At 42.6% G+C, this 18,862-nt stretch carries 22 protein-coding genes and 1 pseudogene; 4 read left to right on the top strand and 19 right to left on the bottom strand.

The features are described 5' to 3' along the window. Positions 1-18: 18 nt before the first annotated feature. From SANK73390_RS11475 to SANK73390_RS11385, 19 genes are all read right to left on the bottom strand, one after another. Complete coding sequence (locus tag SANK73390_RS11475) at positions 19-432, bottom strand: hypothetical protein (protein ID WP_462766148.1); 414 nt, start codon at positions 430-432, stop codon at positions 19-21. Continuing rightward, complete coding sequence (locus SANK73390_RS11470) at positions 429-1,349, bottom strand: phage tail tube protein (protein ID WP_261592315.1); 921 nt, start codon at positions 1,347-1,349, stop codon at positions 429-431. Before SANK73390_RS11470 ends, SANK73390_RS11475 begins: the two co-directional genes overlap by 4 nt. A gap of 420 nt (positions 1,350-1,769) precedes the next feature. Further along, positions 1,770-4,757, bottom strand: a complete 2,988-nt coding sequence (locus tag SANK73390_RS11465; protein ID WP_462766147.1) for a hypothetical protein — start codon at positions 4,755-4,757, stop codon at positions 1,770-1,772. Further along, positions 4,757-5,296 (bottom strand): phage tail-collar fiber domain-containing protein, encoded by a 540-nt coding sequence (locus SANK73390_RS11460; protein ID WP_462766146.1) that lies wholly within the window; start codon positions 5,294-5,296, stop codon positions 4,757-4,759. Before SANK73390_RS11460 ends, SANK73390_RS11465 begins: the two co-directional genes overlap by 1 nt. After that, positions 5,293-6,120, bottom strand: a complete 828-nt coding sequence (locus tag SANK73390_RS11455; protein WP_462766145.1) for a phage tail protein I — start codon at positions 6,118-6,120, stop codon at positions 5,293-5,295. The genes SANK73390_RS11460 and SANK73390_RS11455 overlap by 4 nt, the downstream gene beginning before the upstream one ends. Then, complete coding sequence (locus SANK73390_RS11450) at positions 6,113-7,114, bottom strand: baseplate assembly protein (RefSeq protein WP_462766144.1); 1,002 nt, start codon at positions 7,112-7,114, stop codon at positions 6,113-6,115. Before SANK73390_RS11450 ends, SANK73390_RS11455 begins: the two co-directional genes overlap by 8 nt. 116 nt (positions 7,115-7,230) lie before the next feature. Further along, the gene (locus SANK73390_RS11445; protein WP_462766143.1) at positions 7,231-7,605 is read right to left on the bottom strand and encodes a hypothetical protein; all 375 of its coding nucleotides are present in this window, start codon (positions 7,603-7,605) and stop codon (positions 7,231-7,233) included. Between the two features lie 11 nt (positions 7,606-7,616). Beyond that, positions 7,617-8,198 carry a hypothetical protein gene (locus tag SANK73390_RS11440; RefSeq protein ID WP_462766142.1) on the bottom strand — a complete coding sequence of 194 codons (582 nt, stop codon included), beginning with the start codon at positions 8,196-8,198 and terminating at the stop codon, positions 7,617-7,619. Positions 8,199-8,428: 230 nt separating this feature from the next. Next, positions 8,429-8,734 (bottom strand): hypothetical protein, encoded by a 306-nt coding sequence (locus SANK73390_RS11435; RefSeq protein WP_462766141.1) that lies wholly within the window; start codon positions 8,732-8,734, stop codon positions 8,429-8,431. Positions 8,735-8,736: 2 nt separating this feature from the next. Next, the gene (locus SANK73390_RS11430) at positions 8,737-9,615 is read right to left on the bottom strand and encodes a hypothetical protein (RefSeq protein WP_462766140.1); all 879 of its coding nucleotides are present in this window, start codon (positions 9,613-9,615) and stop codon (positions 8,737-8,739) included. An 88-nt stretch (positions 9,616-9,703) separates the two neighbouring features. Continuing rightward, positions 9,704-9,961 carry a hypothetical protein gene (locus tag SANK73390_RS11425; protein WP_462766139.1) on the bottom strand — a complete coding sequence of 86 codons (258 nt, stop codon included), beginning with the start codon at positions 9,959-9,961 and terminating at the stop codon, positions 9,704-9,706. Between the two features lie 40 nt (positions 9,962-10,001). Then, the gene (locus tag SANK73390_RS11420) at positions 10,002-10,526 is read right to left on the bottom strand and encodes a phage tail protein (protein WP_261626325.1); all 525 of its coding nucleotides are present in this window, start codon (positions 10,524-10,526) and stop codon (positions 10,002-10,004) included. A gap of 130 nt (positions 10,527-10,656) precedes the next feature. Beyond that, a complete protein-coding gene (locus SANK73390_RS11415; RefSeq protein ID WP_462766138.1) occupies positions 10,657-11,562 on the bottom strand; it encodes a phage tail protein I in 906 nt (301 codons plus the stop codon). A gap of 3 nt (positions 11,563-11,565) precedes the next feature. Beyond that, positions 11,566-12,396, bottom strand: coding sequence for a baseplate assembly protein (locus SANK73390_RS11410; protein WP_462766137.1), 831 nt, complete (start codon positions 12,394-12,396; stop codon positions 11,566-11,568). A 120-nt stretch (positions 12,397-12,516) separates the two neighbouring features. Further along, positions 12,517-12,765: a hypothetical protein gene (locus tag SANK73390_RS11405; protein ID WP_261592307.1), complete on the bottom strand. Its 249-nt coding sequence runs from the start codon at positions 12,763-12,765 to the stop codon at positions 12,517-12,519. Beyond that, positions 12,762-13,160 (bottom strand): 3TM-type holin, encoded by a 399-nt coding sequence (locus tag SANK73390_RS11400; RefSeq protein WP_462766156.1) that lies wholly within the window; start codon positions 13,158-13,160, stop codon positions 12,762-12,764. The genes SANK73390_RS11405 and SANK73390_RS11400 overlap by 4 nt, the downstream gene beginning before the upstream one ends. Continuing rightward, the gene (locus tag SANK73390_RS11395) at positions 13,160-13,576 is read right to left on the bottom strand and encodes a glycoside hydrolase family protein (RefSeq protein ID WP_462766136.1); all 417 of its coding nucleotides are present in this window, start codon (positions 13,574-13,576) and stop codon (positions 13,160-13,162) included. The genes SANK73390_RS11400 and SANK73390_RS11395 overlap by 1 nt, the downstream gene beginning before the upstream one ends. Before the next feature lie 9 nt (positions 13,577-13,585). Then, a complete protein-coding gene (locus tag SANK73390_RS11390) occupies positions 13,586-13,957 on the bottom strand; it encodes a hypothetical protein (RefSeq protein WP_462766135.1) in 372 nt (123 codons plus the stop codon). Continuing rightward, on the bottom strand, positions 13,935-14,210 hold the full coding sequence (locus SANK73390_RS11385) for a helix-turn-helix domain-containing protein (RefSeq protein WP_261592304.1): 276 nt from the start codon (positions 14,208-14,210) through the stop codon (positions 13,935-13,937). Before SANK73390_RS11385 ends, SANK73390_RS11390 begins: the two co-directional genes overlap by 23 nt. Before the next feature lie 649 nt (positions 14,211-14,859). On the opposite strand from SANK73390_RS11385, the gene ettA reads away from it, so the two are divergent. The 4 genes and pseudogenes from ettA (at position 14,860) to SANK73390_RS11365 (ending at position 18,728) form a co-directional block, all read left to right on the top strand. Continuing rightward, entirely contained in the window at positions 14,860-16,524 is a 1,665-nt protein-coding gene (ettA, locus tag SANK73390_RS11380; RefSeq protein WP_462766134.1) for an energy-dependent translational throttle protein EttA, read from the top strand. Between the two features lie 254 nt (positions 16,525-16,778). Continuing rightward, positions 16,779-17,147, top strand: a complete 369-nt coding sequence (locus tag SANK73390_RS11375; RefSeq protein WP_261592302.1) for a PilZ domain-containing protein — start codon at positions 16,779-16,781, stop codon at positions 17,145-17,147. Between the two features lie 179 nt (positions 17,148-17,326). After that, positions 17,327-17,755 carry a hypothetical protein gene (locus tag SANK73390_RS11370; protein WP_462766133.1) on the top strand — a complete coding sequence of 143 codons (429 nt, stop codon included), beginning with the start codon at positions 17,327-17,329 and terminating at the stop codon, positions 17,753-17,755. A gap of 59 nt (positions 17,756-17,814) precedes the next feature. Then, a pseudogene (locus SANK73390_RS11365) lies at positions 17,815-18,728 on the top strand (M14 family metallopeptidase). Positions 18,729-18,862: the final 134 nt, after the last annotated feature.

Here is an 18,862-nt window from a genome sequence, read left to right as displayed (position 1 = left end):
CGCCTTTGGGTACAGTATTTAGTTGGAACTCGCTTTTGGCGTAGTCGGCAAATTGCTCAACCCGTTGGCGAAAAAAAGTGCGCGCTTTGCGGCCACCTTATCAATTTGCTCACAAATTTGCGGTGCTTGGTGTAAAAACTTTTTCACCGCATCTAGTTCGCACAGCTCATCAAAAGACCAATCGGCAACCAAGGCTGCAATTAAGCCTAAGCGCTCATCTGCAAAGGCCTCACTGCGTTTAGCTTCATCTTCAATAGCTGCAAACGACATAGCATTGCGTTTAGCTTGTGTTTCGGCGTCTCTAAAAGCATCGGAGTCAATACCGCGCACCACAATGTAATGCTCAGACTCAGAGCCATCAGGTAATGTTAGAGGGATTTTAATGCCTTCGTTGGCTTTTTCGCGAGTAAAAAAATCTTCCATCATGCTCATGCTACTGCTTTCCTTTCAATAATTAAGTTAGTGCCATCGGTTTGTGATAACAGGCCTTGAAACGGCAGTGACACAATAATTGCACCGGTGCCTTCAACGTCAGGTTGACCCCCTGTGTATTTCAAATTTGGTACTTTAACTAAGTACTGATTACCTTGTGGGTCGGTCATTGAGAAGCTGATATTTGACTGCTCACCATTAAAGAACTTTTCAAGCAACGCGTGGTTTTCAAAGTACACGCCAAGAGTGCCTGTTAGGTTAGATAGGCCAATTGATGGGCGAATGGTTTCGCTTGAGCCAATCACAAAGCGCGGTTCAATGCCGTTTTCAAGGGTAAAGCCAAGCTCTGTGGCAATGGCTAGGTTTTCGCCGCCTTCGGTTACTTGACCATTAAACGTGTCTACTGCTGGAATTGCTGCAGTTGCTTGCAATGTAGCACCTGCTGGCAACTCACTTAATGCTTCAACCGATTTACCAACGGCGCTAAATGTTGCCGTGGTTACGCCTTCAGTGCCCAATTGAATATTAATATTGTTAAGCTCAATACCACGATATAACTGATAAGGCTTATCGGCGGCTGATAAAGTAGTAAAGTGGCGTAAAATACTAAAGCTACGACGCTTGGTGCCGCTTTTAAGAGTATCAGCTTCCCACTGGCCACACACTGAGGCAGCGAGCAACATATCAATGGCCTGCCATTGTAGCTCAGCCTTAATATCGCCACCTACTTGCTGCGTGCCATCTCTAAAGTCTGAAATTTGACGGTCGCTACGAATGGTATTTGATTGGCTGGTGTTTTTAGTTAGGCCCAAAGTCGTGCCTGTAATTGGCACTTCAATAAACTGTGCTGAAGCAGGCGTAACGCCATATTCTGTTTCTTCTACTAAGTAGAACTTATGTGAGGTTGATTGAGACATAGTGATTCCTGAAAAATAGTTGCAAGCGCCACGCGCTTTGATGGAGTGTTAAAAACCAGTGTGAGAAGCAATTAAGCCTGTGTGCTTACTTCTCTAATGATGCAGAAAGTCTAACAATAAATAGGTACAAAAAACGGTCAACTTTGACCGCTTTGAGATTTATAAAAACAAGCAAGAACAAAAACGATCTGCTTTGTTGGATAAAAGGGTAATGTATTAAGTTTTAAGATTCGTGATGACTCTAGTCACAGAAAAGTTGCTGCGACTCACTATATAGCTTGAAAATAGTCAACTAACCTGAGACCTGAACTCTTGATAATGGGTAATGGATAATGAACAACGGATATAAAAGTATATTTAAAATCATATTATTACCCCATACAGCTCCGTAATTTTGGGACAGTTCAAGGCGAGCTCAGGTTAGTTACTCACGAGACCCAGCGGTAACATGGTGTGATGGCAAAATGCTTTTACTGCATTGCCGTTTAGATCAAATTTAATGTCTTCGCCGTTAACTAGAGGAATCATTTGGTCATCTCCCCACGATGTAGGCTCGTAAGGAAATAAATATTCATTCCTATCTAGCCCTTTAACGCCAATTCGGCCATTTGGCTTTTTAACCCAAACATCGGCATTCCAACTAACCGTTGATGGCGTTTTGCAGTACCAATATTGGCCATCCATCGCAGTGGTGCCCGCATTATGATTAACACGATATACTTTGCCCTCAACCATATCAATGGTCAGGTTAGTTGCATCAACCTCGACGATTTCTGGTTGATCAAACTTGAGTTCATTACCATTAAACTGCAAATAATACAGGCCATTTTTGGCTGTTATTGAGTAAAGCGCCTTACAACCAATGTTGCCTAATTCACCTCCTAAATGGGGTAATACCTCATGCTCAGGTGCTTCATCTTGAACAAACTTTCCATTGATATAGTTCACTTTAGTCACTGGCACAAAAGCATTAGTCGCATACGTAATTGAGGTTGGGACTTTAGTGATTAAACTTGTTTGCAAGCTTGCACCCAATGACTGGCGCGCATCGTTACCGCACCAAACCTTAGCAACGTCTGATGCTATCGCACCTAGATTTTCTGGTTGTGTGAAGCCCGCTTTAGTTTCGTAGAAATACAAAACAACATTATCTTGAGCAAACACCGTTGGATGTGAAATCGTATTACTACTTGTAACAAGGTTCATAGCCTTAACACTGGCAGCCCACTGCTGCCCATCGTAATAATTTACTAAATCATTAGCACCTGTAGCTACCTTACGATTCAGCGCAAAGCGCTCACCAGAGCCATCAGGGATATGGTTTGGGTTCCATTGGCCAACGACACCATCTGGGAATGTTGCTGCGATATTTTCAGGCGTGCCGATAATATCGACCCAAGGGAGTGAGTCAAATTCAGCATCGATTTCATCTGCTTTAATCACATAAACATCGATATCAGTTCCTATCGGAAAAAACTCATCAATCTGCTGTCTAACTGACTCTCTTACTGAAGTAATTGTTTTTCCATTAATATCATCCTCAATCCAAGGCAAGAAATAATGCTGATTTTCTCCATATGAAAAGTGCACAATACTTGCTGACAAAAATGACCTACCATTACTGCCAACATAGTATACCCAATCACCGATAGGCTTATCTGCACCTGTTTTATAACCATTAAAACTGCTACCATTGTTACCGAATGTTGAGTTAGAAACTTCAAAAGACAAACGCCATAATGAAGGGTTATAAGTGCTGTGAGCTGCATAGACCGTATCACTTCGCTTAGTAAAAGAACCGGCCTTTTTAATGCGAGTAAAAGGTACTTTCCCCTTACCACGCAAAGCACCTGCAACGGCCTTGTGCATGGTATCTTCGCGTAGCTGATTTACATCGAGTTTATTAGCATTTAAACGTAAATCTTCAACTTGGCCTGCGTAGATAGCATCGTGGTATTTGTAGCTGCTCGGTTGACCACTTTGAGCAGAAGCAATTTTTCCATAACTGGTATGTCTGCCAATACGTGATGGGCTTGGCAGCTCAAAACACCCTGCTTTACTTGCATAATAATTATCAGGCAAACTATTCCAATGAAAATTAGCAACATTAGTTTGGGTAAATTGCGCCGTGCCCATTGGGTTATAAACGGGGTGATAGGCACCTTGATTTAAGCGTTGAACGAGGGCGATTGGCAGTGCTAATGGCTTTGTATCTGAATGACTATAACGCCCCATAGTCGTTCCTTCGCCTTCTGCAACACCTTTGTCAGATTTCGTCGAGCTGGTCTGGGCATGATCTTTCATCACAAATACAGTGCGCGTAACACTTTCACTAGAGCCTTGTACAAATGATATACGGTTGCGTCCAGAAATTGCCCACTCGGTTGTTACCTCATGCACAGACGGAAGAAGTTCATTCCACTGATCACCATAACCCTCAACAACGCGCACCCGATAGCGCACTTGTATCAGCTTATTAGCTTTAGAGTCATAATAAATATTGTGTTCTGGGTTACTTAACAATACGGTCTTTTGCTCATCCGTGAGTGTTGACCACTTAACCCCATAACCTTTGGTGTTTTCATCCCACTCACCAAATGCTGAGTAGCCTTGTGCCACAAGGTTGTTAAGTAGTGAAATACCTTGATAGCTGCTTGCGCCGTATTGCACATTACCCAGCGGGTAAACCACATCCTTTTCACCGATGTCTTCATGCCATGACTCTAAAAACACGAGGTCTTTACGTGAAGTGATGACTTTATTGGTGTCAGTCTCTGATGCAAACGCCACTTCGGCATTACTGTGCTGAGTAACTGTGCCAGTTGCTGAATCGTAGGTTTTAGTGCCGTCAGGGGCGGGTGGGAAAAGAACCAAGTTAGCTTGATATGAGGTACTTGCGTTAATTCCGACATAATCTAATTCAACGCTAACGCCATCAATAACGAGCAAAGGCGCGGGGGTCTTACTTGTGCCAATTGCGTTAGCGTTGACATGAAGCCCAGATCCTAAGTTAATACGATTTGAGCCCGTAACTTCAGTTGATATACCTTCATTTATATTTTCCCAGCCATTGCGATTCTTACCCCACTCAACAAACCCTGAACCCGCATATTGCTGTTTGCGCTGCTCTCGTAGTGCATCAAATTGCACTTTTAACATGGCTGGCATCCACGGTTTTATGGCATCATCCATACGTGTTTTGATTTGCTCGTTTACTTGCGCTGCATCACTTTGCACTTTATTAAGCGTGCTGGTTGTAGCTGCACTCATGTCTGACTTTGCATCAGTCACAGCCTGCTCAATACGTGAAACTTGTGTTTGTACTGCATTGGTCAATGCATTGCTTTTTTGCGCCAGTTCAGCATTGGTGGTATTTAATGCCTGAATTTGCGCTTCAATTGTGCTCATTATAACACTCCCTTTTGGGCTAATTCGTTGTAAAGGTTGACGATGGTTAGGTTGGTTTCTAGCTGCGAGATTAATGTTTTGGTTTGCACCTCAGTCATATGTAAAAACACATCATCGTAGTACAGCCGTAAATCACCGTCGTGGGTCACGGTAATTGCATCATGGGGCGCGGCACTCAATAATAAGTCAAAGCCTTGCACAACGGTTGCCATTGGCGTGAGATAAAACAGCACATTGGTTGGATGGGACCAAACAGCAAACAAGGTGCCGTCTGATAAGAAAAACCCCACCTCTTTTACGGAAAAACTGCTATCACTGGTAAATTTGCCTGAAACACGAAACTGGCCGTTATTAAAGTCAGTTGCGTCTCCTGTTGGCACACGGTTAAGTTCGTTTTGTAACTGCGTTTGGGTTCGCTCGGGTGTGTAGCCTTTATCACCGATGGCGATATGACTTAAATGCACACTCAAGCCCTTCTCTTTGGCATTAACGGCCGCATTTAGGCCTGCCTGAGTAATAATTGGCTGATAGGTACTCATAAAAGTTCCATTGTTAAAGTTTGAAATGTGGTGCAGCCCGATACACTGTTTAGCTTTACGGAACTTGCATCAAATTGAATGTCGCTGCGCTGCTCAAACGAGTTATGTTGAATATCGAGTTGGCTCATCACGCTTTGGATGTGCACAATCACCTGATCAAAATTACCGTCGGCTATTTGCTGCAAAGGTTTAGATGACAGCGCTATATGATTCGTTACACTATGTACATACACTTTAGTACTATCAAATAAGCCATCTGCATTTTGGCTAAGCTGATTTTTGCCTATTTGTGTGGCTTCACTCGCGCTTGAGAAATACAGCTGATTTTGTTGAATGTTGCCTATTTTAAAATCTATTTGTGTGCGTGCGGGTTTGGTGGCGGCAACCGCTCGCCATAACTGTGCTTGTAACTTGGGAGTTAAAAAACTATTCCCTTCAGTATTGAGGTTGTTTTTTGCCATTGCCAGTACAGTGGCTGTATGAGGCGCCCCACCTGTTTGCCACCACTCTTGTAACTGCAAATCAGCATCGAGTGCCTCAAGCGAATGCTTAAGCGCCCCCACGGTGCCTTTTATTCTATGATTTGGAACACTATGGGCAATCACCTGTCGTTGAATGTGCTCTGGCCAAGTGCTATCCCATGAATCAACACTTAACCCATGAGCAAGCCAAGGTAAAAAATGCGCAGGACACTGCCACGGATTCCACAGGTGCTTTAATGGCACTGGCACATTGTTAACCCGCGCCGCTGCATTAGACACCGAGTGTTCTAACTCGGTGCTGCTAACAGGTAATAATGGGTCGTATAAATTGGCGTCAGACATCGCGCTGCGCCTCAATATTAATGTTTATGCTTTGGCAATACGCCACTTCATTTTGGCCAACAAAAATATCACTTCGTGGGCTAAGTAATTCAACCCGCTGTACACCCGCACCATGTAACACCGAATATAAACCAGACAATGAAATATCATGACCGAACTTTCGGTGTTGCTGTAGCCAGTTTTTACATGCAGTTTTAATACATTGGTAAATCTCAGCGCTATCTAAACCCGGATATAAATGCAATTTGGCATCAATCGCAAATGCTTTAACAACGGGTTTAAGTAAGTTGACTCTGTCGGTAAGCGGCCTAATATTGTCTTGATTTAAGTAGCTGTTAACTTCATCAAATACGTCTCTGGATGGCGTGCCATCACCTTCGTCGCTCAGTAAAGTAATTGCCACATCCCCCGGCATGGGGTGTTCAAGCCCTGCGTTGTAGGTGTTTGTCAACAACATGGTATTAGCTGGCATGCTTTCTATAAGCGGCGCTGACGGGTGTTGCATTACAAACTCGGGCGCTTCAATAAATACATCTTGAATATGACCAGACGCTTTAAAGCAATGAAAAGCATAAGCGCCTTCTGGCCCTGCGGTACTAAAGCCCTCTAATGCCAGTTGAATACGAGTTCGAAAACGTTCATCACTTTCTAATTGCGGTTCAGTGTTATGTTCATCATTGTACTCAGTATTTATCAAGGCACGCGTGACCCCAAAGCGTTCGCCTAAAAAATCCAACTCTTCACTGGTTGCTTTGGCAAGCAACACGGCCTCTGCGCCTTCATTAATGCGCTGACGAATAAGTAACTCTCGATAAGCAAATGTTTCAATCAGTTTTATAACCGGATCGCTGGCGTAATTAAGCAGCGCGTTTGGAAATCGCGTTTTAAAATCATCAAATATGGCTGTTTTTATTTCATCGAAGCTCAGCGCTTCGATAAGCTCAGGTGTAGGCAATTGGTTTAGGTCGATGGCACTAAAATTGGTTAAGCTCATAAGTGCTCCAACTATCAGGCGCTATAAGCTGCCCGTGTTTTTTTATCAGGAATAAAACAAAAAAAAGCAGGAGACCAAAGGCCTCCTGCTTTAATTGCTTGCTTAAGTCTTTAAAATTAAGCTTGTTTAAGTACTTGGCTCACACCTGTGGCGCGCTGATAGATTTCATCCAGCACGGGGGCTTGCCCTTTTACTTGGTACGGAAACTCTAGCGTGCCATCAGTCACTTGCTGCTCAATGCCGCCAATGGCCGCTTTTAATGACGCAGTTGAAGCGCGCATTTCGGCCAAACTTTGTGCTTGGCTTAGTTTGTTGATAAAACCACTTAGCTCGTTGAGTAAAATATGAGTGGTGTCTGAGGTAGTGCCCAGTAACGAGTCACTGTCGGCCACTTTTTGATTGATGATGTTTCTTTGCACTTGCCTATACTGCTTTTCTAAAATTGCTGCTTGCTGCTGCTCTGGTAGCATTGTAGCTATATTTGTTTCCATAACGACTCTCCTTATAAAGTTTCTTGTTCTGAGCGAATTATTTCTATATCGCCATGTTTATACAGGCGGCCATTACCAACATTCATTGTATCTACAGAAATTGTGAGGTAGTACTGATTCGAAAAGCTTAAGCGGCCATAAATATAACCATCAGAACCTTTGTAAACATGTGGAGCGTGAGTACCAACAGCATCGATGTTTATGACGTCGTTGACAACCTTATAGCAATAGCCAACCATAGTCGCATCTACCACCTTTCCCTCTCCATATGCATAGCCCTTTACTTGAAAATGGAACATTGCATGGTCCGAATCAGCATTAAAAGGCAACTTGAAATGTAGATGTATTGCTCCAGTATCATTGGTAAAGAAGCGCGCAACATTAATGGCTCGAGACCCATAACCACCATCCCCAATGATAGATAGCTGGTCTAACTTACTGTCTACTTTACTATTGGTGCTTGTTATTAGTGAGTCTACTTCTGCTGATTTACCAGCAACCGTCGCATCAATATTTTGAATTTTATTATCTACTACTGTTGTGAGGTCATTTGAGGCCTCGATTAACTTGGCAATATCTTGTTCTAAAGCCATTGTGTTCTCCAACTAATGGTTTGCCATACTGCGAAATTGGCAGGGTTAAAATAAAAAAGCCCGCAGTAAAGCACGACACTACTCATATAAGAGATCCTGACCTGCGTCAGGAAGACAAAAAGACGTACGTTAAGCACATATCGTCATCCTGAATTTATTTCAGGATCATGTCAGAATCTCATACGGTAGGTGTTGCGCTAAAAAGCGGGCTTGTTTGAGTTTAAAAAGGTTTATTGGGGTTTTGCATACGTATCTTTAATTGCATTTCTTTGTGCCAACCATGATTCTTTCGCTGTGGTTGCTTCACTTGACTGCTCACCAAATTCAGTGACTGCGGCCATATAGTCAAAGAATAAGTAATCACTTTCTTTGCTATAAGACACGCGTCTCAGCGCTTGTACTTCTTGCTCATGATAAATCAGTTCAAAGTCATCGTTGGAAACACCCGCCTCTTGAGCTATATGTGTGGCATGAGCCGCATCTTTAATGCCACCAGCAAAAATTGCTTGCGTTGAAATTTGTTTTAAAACCGCCATGATTATACTCCTTCATCAATTGTTGGTGCTTCATGAGAATAAGGGTGACCAACACTGTCGGCCCAAATCATATTCTCGCCATGGTCGCCCGTGCCAACGTATGGTAGAGCAATAGCCACTTTCATTTTACCTAAGCCTCTGAAAACTGGTTGGTGGCACCCTCCCCACCCTTGGCGAGTTGCATGTTTGTATTGCCAACCCTTACCTACATCACTCGAATCTACCCGAATATCCGCTGAACGATTTTGTGAAGGATAAAATGCTAAACTGCCAGATTGCTCTAGTACATTAACCCAACAACTTGCTTGCGTTAGGAATTCACCTTTACTCCAACCTGTAAAGCTAGGGCAACCTTGGGTTAACAAAAAGAGTGACCCTCTATCTTCATCTGTGGTTCTACCCTTAGTTAGTTCAATATCAAAGAGTAAAACCTTAAAATTACTTCCAGAATAAGTGTCATTAGCAGAGCGGTAACTACCCAGCGCACGGTGAAACTCACTATTGGGAGCAAGACCCTGATCAGCCAGCATTTTATTATTAAGTTTAGTAACGGTTGAGTTACCTTCCGTTCCACCATAATAATAACAGCTCCAAGGCGCTGCATGTGATTGCATCACATCAACCGCAGTACCCTCCTCATGACCAGAGTTTATTTTTGAAAAATACTTTGTATCAGACAAGTTATTAGGAGCCAGTGGTAATGCTTTTTGAAAGCTGGCAATTTTTGCATCTACAGCTTGCTCTTTTGCCGCTAACCTGTTGTCTACTTCCTGCTCTTTTTGCGCTAAGGTTGAAGTAATATCTTGAATTTTATTATCTACAATCGTTGTCAGGTCTTCAGCCTTACCCACTAAAGTAGCAATATCTTGTTCTAAAGCCATGTTTGTTCCTTTTAATATTCAAATACAAAAAAGCCCACAAAATGCGGGCTTTACGGAGTATGCGTTGAACGTAATTTTATGATGTATATCAAAAGTTAGGTTTGGAGTATCTCACTTGTATGGCTTTGCGTGCATTCAACCACTTTGCTTTCACAAACAAAGTGCGTTCATGTTGCTCACCATACTCTGCCACCAAAGCAAGGTACTTAAATGCTAATCCATCAGCTTCTCGCTGATAGGCATAACTTCGAGCATCATCACACTGCGCTTGCTCAATTTCAGCCTTTGCTTGATGAAGTACCTCACTGGCATCTTGTGCCAAAATAGACGTCTTTTTGTATGACATGATTTTCCTGTTCTCTAGCTATTTGATATAAATATTTGTTCTACAATACACCCGCATCCATCAAAGCAAATTTTTGCTTTAGATGACGGGCCATGTTACCGATTTGTGCTGCACCTAATTTGGCAAGCTCGGGGGCGATTAAAATGTTGAGGTTAACGCCTTGGTCAATCACGGTGATTGAGTCAGCGGGTACACCTGTTAGCACTAAGTCAAATGCCAAAAGCAAGTCAACTTCTGCAGATTTATAAGCGATGGGTTTATCAGGGTCTGAATAAACAGCAAATAAAGTGCCGTCTTCTAGGTAAAAGCCCACTTCGTTAACCCAAAAGTTATGATTAGTGTCGTCAATCACACTCATATGAATTTGCGCGTTGCCTTTGTCTTCGCCACTTGCGACAAAAATTCGATGTACTTCAGCTTGTAGCGCACTGCGGCTTTGATCAGGCGTGTAATTACCCGTCCCTAAGCCGATTTTGCTAATTTTGGCTTGAAAGCCATTTTTATCTGAATTAAATACCGCCTCCAATCCAGCGGTGGTAATGGTTGGCCGTAAGATTGTGCTCACTGCACTTACTCCTTTTTTATAAAAAATAAAAGCAGTTACACGGCATGCTTAGTAGCAAGTTACACCTTTGTTTGAGTGCCTTAAGGCTGTGTGTATGCATTAACCAGCAATATCTGTTGCCGCTGCGTAACTACTCGTTTGGGTGTAAATAAAAGCGTCCGACGCTATAACGCTTGTTACTAATATGACAACCCGCTGCAATACCCGATTGTAAGTAGTAGCAACCAGCAGGTAATTTTTGACTGTTTTGCATGTAAAAGCGCCCAACAGTGTGGCGCTGGTTATTAAAGTGCAAGCTAGTACTAAGCTGCGCTGTCAGTCGCCCTTGTACCGGGCGGGTAACGCCATGCTGGCGGTTTAAGCCATAACGCTTTTGACTGGCAACCGTTAACCCAGCGGTTATTTCATTAGGTGCGGCTTTAACTGGCACCGTATCATAGGTCATTCGACCCACTTGTAATGCGCTGCTGGTAGCACCAACCGTCAGTCCGGCGTCCATTTTTGCGCCCACTAAAAAGTCAAAATGCGCCCGTTGCGGTTTAGTCTGATTGGTTACCCTGTGTATGGCGTCGTACAATTCTAGATTTAGCACCACCTCTTGGCTGGTATAAGCTACGTCATTCGCCCACGCTATAAAAGTGAAAGTGTTTGGGTCTTTTTTATGAATTGGCACCAGAACAGCGTCATCTACCTCTTCAAACCATTCAAAAAACTTCATCACCACGCCCAATGATGACAGTGCCCGTTTAACTGATCCCACCGTGCCTTTGTGCTTGTGGATTGAGACGGAGTTTTGAATAAGCGCGCGCTTAGTCTCACTTGGCCACTGCTCGTCCCACTCATCAACTGATAGGCTCCATGCAAGCCATGGCAATAAATCTTCAGGGCACGTTTGTGGGTGCCAGTGCTTTGCGACATAGTCAGGTATTTGCTTTACAGGGCTAAAGTGCGTAGCACGTTCATAGGCTTGCTCAAACTGACTGCCGTTAGGTGGCAATAACGAGGTAAAATCAGCGTCTTTGTAAGTCTTGGACATAAGCTACCCCTGCAAATAATCAATGTTTATATCATCAGCAATAGCAGCTTCATCAAAACGACACATTATATCGTCTTGCGGTGCTGTTAATTTAACTTTGCGCACTCCAACCTGATGTAAAGTGTCGATAATACCTGAATGAGGTACTTCTTGCCCTAGTCGATAATGATCTCGAATAAACGTGGCTAATTTAGCGTTAATGTTTGCTGCTACTTGGTCTTTGTTTGCCAACTCACTTAAATATACTTGTGCATTAATGTCGTATTTTTTCGGCTCCACAAGATGTACCTGAACATAGTCAGTCAAGGGCCTAATATCTTCGTCATTTAGATGTTCATTCACCTTTTCAGCCACTTGTTGTGGCTCAGCGCCTTGCTCTGGCAATACTTTTACATCAACAAAGCCTGGTTTGCTCGAATACACATACACGTCTCTTACATCATTGGTTGCTGCCATGGTTTGATATTCGTAAGCCCCCATCGTGCCTGCCATGCTGTGGCTCTCAAGTGATAAAGGAATACGTTGGCGATACCTCTCGTCGCTTTCATTTACCGAGCGTTCAACACCAAACAGCACACCCAAATGGTCTAAATCTTTGCCTTGTGCATAAGCCACCATAACTGAACGCGCCGCATCATTAATACGTTGACGCAGCAGTAGCTCTCTGGTTGCTGCTATTTCAAGTAGCTTAGTGGCGGGGTCTGATGCCAATGAGGTGTACTCAGGTATTGCTTCAAGCAATGCATCATGCATTTGCTTATAAATGGTTTCATATTGTAAGTCTTCAATCACATCTGGCACCGCCAAGCGTGATAGCTCAATTGCATTGTTCACAGGTTTTTTCCTTAGTGCATAACTAGCTGCCGCACGATTGTTTGTCGCACAGAATGTGAGGTTTTCGTTGATGTTTAGTGGTAGTTTATGTTGGTTTAGTGGTGGCGCTATTACTGCTATTTACTCGCTGCGAAGATTGCTGCCAAGTAACGTATCCAGTTTTTTATCGATAGAATCTAAACGCTTTTCGATGCGTTTTTGATCTTCATTGCGGATCTGTTTTAAGTGATTCAATGCTTGCGAATTCGTGGTAATACGCTTGTCCAAATCACCTAAATACAGTATTCCTGATACCAGTAATGTAACTGTAGTAATGATGTGGGCTAAATTGAGTTCCTTCTTCATTTGCCAATGCTCTGGTTGACTCACTTAGCAACCCCCTTCACTTTTTCAATGGTTCTCAACCCCGCAAGCCCTAGCATACCTAACGTCAACTCTAACATGACATCCAATGGTAGTTCTGGCGCGCCTACTTCTGGCCATAGCCATTGTAAAATAGGGTTGATCACGAATGAGAATAAAAAACCCAAGCCACATACCCACAGCAAAAATGGCCTCGCCCCCGCCACAAATACACTGCGGTGTGACGCACTTAATGCATTTATCTGTGCCTGCACTTGAGCTGACTTGGCAACTAAACGCGCTTTGAGTAAGTCTTGTTTGAGTACTTCTTCTTCGCTGGTAAACAGCTCATCTAAAATATTACCAACAGTTTGTATGGGGTCTTGCGTGGTAGTGCCAAATAGCTTGGCTAAAAACCCCATCACTGCCACTCCCCAGTTAACATTTGCTTTGCTAATTCATTCGCACGATTAGGCACTTGATTTGCCCAGCGGCTATTAAGCATCTCTAGTGCTGCCTGCTCATAATGACCCTTTTCAAAATGAGTAATCATTTTCTTAAAGCCCATTAGACCATTTAGACCTAAGTTAAATGCCATATTAATTAGCACCGCTAATCGTGCATCATTGCACTTGCTCACATTAATACGACGTTTAATGCCAGCCTTGGCTTCTTGCACATCATGGGCCAAAAGCTGCTCTGCTTCTTCCTCATCAATACCGTTATTATCTAGGTTTCGTCCATACCCTATCGTCAGCTTACCCCCTGTACAATAATAAGGGTACTGTTTGTACCCTTCGTGCTTTTTGATCTGTTCGACCGTGATCATCAGCGACATAGTTACTCCTTATACACTATCTACGCTGGCCGAGAATTCAGCCAACAAACTACGCTCAGCTTTAACAAGCCAAAACTCTGCTGAACGTTTCGAGTCAAACCCAACCAATTTCGCTGCCTCAGCCATCGTGCCTGTCATTATGTAACGAGCGCGAATAGCGCGTATACACTCTGGTCTGAGCGTGGTGATCAGCTGAGTGATTAACTCAATTTCTTTTGGTACCGGCATCTCATCCGCGCCCGCAACACCGCCGGATGGCTTACCTGAAAACTCACTTATTGAGCTGCGTTTAAAACCCTTTCCCAATTCTTTGCTCTGCCAAAATTTTCCCCAACGCCTTAGCGCACCGCGAACTTGCTTAATTGTTATATGAGTCATCATGATTTATTTTTCCTATTACTTCTAAAATATCCAGTAAATACACATCTTCAACAAGGCTTATTACGTCATTCCAACGAGGGTCAAATTCTCGATTTTCCCAGCGCCTGAGGGTGCGCTCTTCAATCCCATAACTCGCTGCCGATTCGGCCTGTGTATATCCCCTTAAACGACGAGCAAAGCGCAGTATTTCTCCACCTTTTGGTGTTTTTCTAGTAGCAAAAATTCGGGTGGAGTTGATAGGTGATTGAGTCATTACATTTCCTTTTAATTTCTTAATTTTTTTACATCGCAGCTGAAGATAGTTGAACGCTTATGGTGCAACGAAATCGTACAATTGAGTGGCAGCCAAACTCCAACGTTGTGCTTAAGGTTAAACATGATCCTATTCCGTAAGACATGTTCGCTTAAACCCGTGTTATTGGCGAAATCCCTCTTTAGAGGACGACTTTAATAAGAAGTTTTGTCCAATAGGTACAAACTAAAAATGGTGTTTAAGTCTGACAAGGGATTATTTACAATTTGTCTAAACAATTGTTCTCAATGTAGGCTAATCTTACCGTTTTCTTGGTTCTAAAACAGGTCAAATATGACCTACTTTTATAATCTTACCCACTGGATATGAGAATATTCATATGTGAATGAGCAAAACCCCTTTCATACACATTTGTTAAATAATAATCTTGGATTACCTAGCTAATAAAAACTCATACCTTAGGGCGTGTTGACCTTTGCTGTATATTTTTGCAGTAGTCATTCGGGTATTTCCACAAAGTAGAGCTTGCGTCACATAGTTATTTATGTAATTCAGGTGATAACATAGACAAAATACCCCAATGGCATTGCCCCAAGGCGATGCTTTCACTAAAATAACGCTCAACTATATAATTAAGATTTGGAATCTCATGGCTCAATATATTTATACAATGTCGCGGGTGAGCAAAGTTGTACCGCCCAAAAGAACTATCCTAAAAGATATTTCGCTGTGCTTTTTCCCGGGCGCTAAAATTGGAGTACTTGGTTTAAACGGATCAGGTAAATCAACACTGCTGCGCATTATGGCTGGCATTGATAAAGAGTTTGAAGGCGAAGCTCGTCCTCAGCCTGGTACTAAAATTGGCTATCTGCCACAGGAGCCTGTGTTAGATGAAAGCAAAACGGTACGAGAAACAGTAGAAGAAGCACTAGGTGAAGTAAAAAATGCTTTGACTCGTCTTGATGAAGTATATGCTGAATACGCAATGGAAGACGCTGACTTTGACGCACTCGCCAAGGAGCAAGGCCAGCTTGAAGCAATCATTCAAGCGCACGATGGCCATAATATTGACAACGTACTAGAGCGAGCCGCCGACGCATTACGTTTGCCTGAGTGGGACGCAAAAATTGAACACCTTTCAGGGGGTGAGCGCCGCCGAGTTGCAATATGTCGATTATTACTAGAAAAGCCCGATATGCTGCTTCTTGATGAGCCAACTAACCACTTAGATGCTGAATCTGTCGCTTGGTTAGAGCGTTTTTTACATGACTATGAAGGCACTGTGGTAGCAATTACCCACGACCGCTACTTCTTAGATAATGTAGCTGGCTGGATTTTAGAGCTTGACCGTGGTCATGGGATTCCATGGGAAGGTAACTATTCTTCTTGGCTTGAACAAAAAGACGCTCGCTTAAAGCAAGAAGATAAATCTGAAAAGGCACGTCAAAAATCAATCGAAAAAGAGCTGGAATGGGTGCGCTCTAATCCGAAGGGTCGACAAGCCAAGTCTAAGGCGCGTATGGCTCAATTTACTGAAATGCAGCAATCAGATTATCAAAAACGTAACGAGACTAACGAGTTATTTATTCCACCTGGCCCGCGTTTGGGCGATCAAGTGATTGAAGTTAAAAACTTAAACAAAAGTTTTGGCAATCGTGTGTTAATTGATGACTTAAGCTTTAGTGTGCCAAAAGGTGCCATTGTAGGCATCATTGGAGCCAATGGTGCGGGTAAATCAACCTTATTCAAAATGCTAAGCGGTGAAGAGCAACCGACTGGCGGAAACATTGTGATAGGTGACACTGTTGAATTAGCAGCTGTTGATCAGTTTCGCGATAATATGGGTGACAACAACACCGTCTTCCAAGAAATTGCTGATGGCCAAGACATCTTAAAAATTGGTAACTTTGAGATCCCAAGCCGCGCTTATGTTGGTCGATTTAACTTTAAAGGCAATGATCAGCAAAAATTTGTAAAGGAACTTTCTGGGGGGGAACGCAACCGTTTGCACCTTGCAAAGCTATTAAAAGCTGGTGGTAACGTAATTTTGCTGGATGAGCCAACCAATGATCTTGACGTTGAAACTCTGCGCGCACTAGAGAACGCTATTTTGGAGTTTCCGGGCAGTGTTATGTGTATTTCCCATGACCGTTGGTTCTTAGACCGTATCGCAACGCATATTCTTGACTATCGTGATGAGGGTCAGGTGAACTTCTTTGATGGCAACTACACTGAATATGAAGAGTGGTTGAAAAAAACCTATGGTGCAGCCGCCGCCGAGCCAAAACGTATTAAATATAAAAAGATTGGCTAGCAAAAGATGATGCGCGTGTTGATCTTTGTTGTATATTTTTACAGCAGTCATTGGAGGCTTTCCCAAGACAGAACCTGCGTCGCATGGTTACTCTATGTCACGCAGCCCATTTCTAGCATTGAAAGCCTTTAATTTATACCTCAAAGATAAATACGCCCTAGGATAAGCCTCGATAATAAGAGGCTTTTTTATATTTGGTAATGGCTGCAATAAGCAACTATGCTTAAAACAAGTATGCATACACAGGCACAGCAATGGAAGAACGTAGAAAGTTTACACGGGTACTGTTTTCAACACCTGCATTATTAATGACAGCTGGCGGTGACTACCACTGTCAATTGCTCGACTTATCACTAAAGGGCGCACTTGTAACGCTACCTAAAGGCTATGTACCTTTAAAAAATGAATTAGCCAGTATTAAACTTACGCTACCTGAAAGTGAGATAACTATTTCAATGGAAGTCGAAGTACGCCATATTGAACATGACCATTTAGGCCTGCATTGCAGTCAAATTGACTTAGATAGCGTCACTCACTTAAAGCGTTTGATTGAACTAAACGTTGGCGATGATGATGTGCTTCATAGAGAACTTGCACAACTTATACATAGTACTGAGGCTTAACAAAGGTGTAACGACAACCTCATTGACTTGCTGTGTAAAAAGCTAACTCACTATATTGTTCTTCCTCATTATTGTCGTTATCTCTTTTATCAAAACAATTACTAGTTAGCCTTCTCCATATTTTATTCACTTTATTTTTCTATGATAAATGAATTATGGAATATCTTGAATTAAATATAATGAAACATCAAACAATGAAAGAGCTGCGTTTACAAGTTAACACGCAATTTTACACCATTTTAGCATTAATTATTATGGGGCTATTTAGCACATCAATGTTTGTTGCCCATGGTAATAATGGCAGTTTATGGAGCGCTACAATGGCGTTACTGTTTATTCTTGTTAGCGCAACAAATATTAATTTGCTATTGGCTCTATCAGGTAAACGTAAAGCGAGCTTATGTAACAATGGCCTTCACTACGTATCTGCAACTGGTCGAAGAGTGTACATTCCTGTAGAACATATTACTCACATCGCAGTGAAAAAGTACTGCGGTATTAAAATGACCAAAGTATCAACCACTGAGAGAAACATTCACTTTTTAAGCTTTCAATTTTCAACGCTACAAGAGTTAAAACTTAAGAAGTTTGGTTATTTAGCTCAGTAATTTGCACACGCTTGGCAAAGCACATAGGATTGGGTTTTGTTTAACTATTTGAGACTGTTATGTCAAAACCCTACTCTATTGGCGAACCCAACCAGCCTTGGCAAGCACATCATAAACAGCAGTGGCTTAATGAGCAACAGGTAAAGCGAAGCTATTTTGAAGACGTTGTTTCACAAATAGATGCTTTAAAAACACAACTTTGCAAAGAACAGTACGGCACATTAAACTACCACAACAGCTGCTATCCCTGTATGCCTTGAAGAGTAAAAATTGGCAACCAAATAAACCAACTGTACTGGTGACAGGTGGCGTGCATGGTTATGAAACCAGTGGCGTACATGGTGCATTGTCATTTGCTCAACACCATATAGCAAACTATGAAAAAGCATTTAATATCATTATTTTACCATGCATTAGCCCTTGGGGTTATGAGACCATTAATCGCTGGAATCCAAATGCCATAGACCCTAACCGCTCATTTTATGCCAACTCTCCCGCAGATGAGTCGCAGTTAGCAATGAATTATATAACTTCCCTTAATTGTGATATTTTGTGCCATGTAGATTTACACGAAACAACCGATACAGACAACAGTGAGTTTAGGCCTGCCCTTGCGGCAAGAGATGGTGTACAAAACCATAATTGGAATATTCCAGATGGGTTTTATCTTGTCGGCCACACGCAAAAGCCACAACCTGAATTTCAAAATGCTATCATCAAAAAAGTGGCTACCGTAACACCTATCGCCCCCGCAGATGCTAACAACTGCCTCATTGGCGTGGCGATTGAGCAATTTGGTGTTATCAATTACGATGGGACGGCTTTGGGTTTATGTATGGGAATGACCCGTGCACCTTATGTAACGACTACTGAAGTGTACCCTGATGGTCAATCAGCGACAGAACAAAACTGTATCGACGGTCAAGTTGGGGCTATAACAGGCGCTTTAGACTACCTTATAAATAATCACTAACATCGTTTGCTATTAGGGGCTGTTGATCTTTGCTGTGTGTTTTTGCAGCAGTCATTCGGGCATTTTGGCATTTTGGCATTTTGGCATTTTGGCATTTTGGCATTTTGGCATTTTGGCATTTTGGCATTTTAGCA

It is taken from the genome of Pseudoalteromonas sp. SANK 73390 (assembly GCF_054966645.1).
This window is presented reverse-complemented; position numbering and strand designations above follow the sequence as displayed.